The organism is Mycobacterium parascrofulaceum ATCC BAA-614, assembly GCF_000164135.1.
In the GTDB taxonomy this organism is placed as follows: Bacteria; Actinomycetota; Actinomycetes; order Mycobacteriales; family Mycobacteriaceae; genus Mycobacterium; species Mycobacterium parascrofulaceum.
Genome location: NZ_GG770641.1, coordinates 1 through 854 on the forward strand (window position 1 = coordinate 1; position 854 = coordinate 854).

Consider the following 854-nt stretch of genomic DNA (forward strand, 5'->3'; position numbering starts at 1 on the left):
ACACCGTTTCCCAGAAAGGAACAACTCCCATGGCACACGAACTCGACAGCACCAACGGTCACGTCTTTTTCGCCAACTCCCGCAGCGACCACTGGCACCGCCTGGGTCAGTCCATCGGCCACGTGATGACCGCCCGCGAGGCCCTGCAGGCCGCGCACCTATCCGGCTGGAACGTCCGCAAAATGCCGCTGCAAGTGCCCCAGGAACCCGTCCTGGACGACACCGGCGTCACCACCGCAGCACCGCTGGCGGTGCCGGACTTCTACGCGACCGTGCGCACCAACCCCATCCACGGACGCCTCGATGTCCTCGGCGTCGTCGGCAGCAAGTACGAGCCCGTACAAAACGAGGCCTCCTGCGACCTGCTCGACGCCCTGGTCGACCAAAGCGGCGGCGCGCACTTTGAGACCGCCGGCGCGCTGCGCGGCGGACGCGAAACCTTCGTCACCATGAAGCTGCCCGCCGCCATGGTCTTCGACGGCAAGGACGGCAGCACCGACCGCACCGACTTCTACCTGGCGGCCCTCAACTCCCACGACGGCTCCTCGAAATTCCGGTGCCTGATCACCCCGGTCCGCATCGTGTGCGCCAACACCCAGTCCGCCGCACTCGCTGGCGCCAAATCCAGCTGGGGCATCTCCCACACCGGCGGCGCCCGCTTCGCTATCCAAGAAGCCCGCAATGCTCTCAAACTCAGCTGGCGTTACATCCAAGCGTTCGAAGCCGAGGCTGCCGCGCTCTACGCCGCCCCCATGGACACCGACCAGATGCGCAGCTTCGCCACCACGTTGCTCGAGGTCGACTCGGCCGGCACCGCGGCCACGCGGCGGCACCGCCGTGAGCGCGCCGGCGGC

The 854-nt window shown here is 67.7% G+C and carries 1 protein-coding gene; it reads left to right on the forward strand.

Annotation, left to right across the window (positions count from 1 at the left end; genetic code table 11):
- Positions 1-29: 29 nt before the first annotated feature.
- Positions 30-854: DUF932 domain-containing protein (locus tag HMPREF0591_RS30015; RefSeq protein ID WP_040624575.1), on the forward strand; the 825-nt coding region annotated here is incomplete at its 3' end.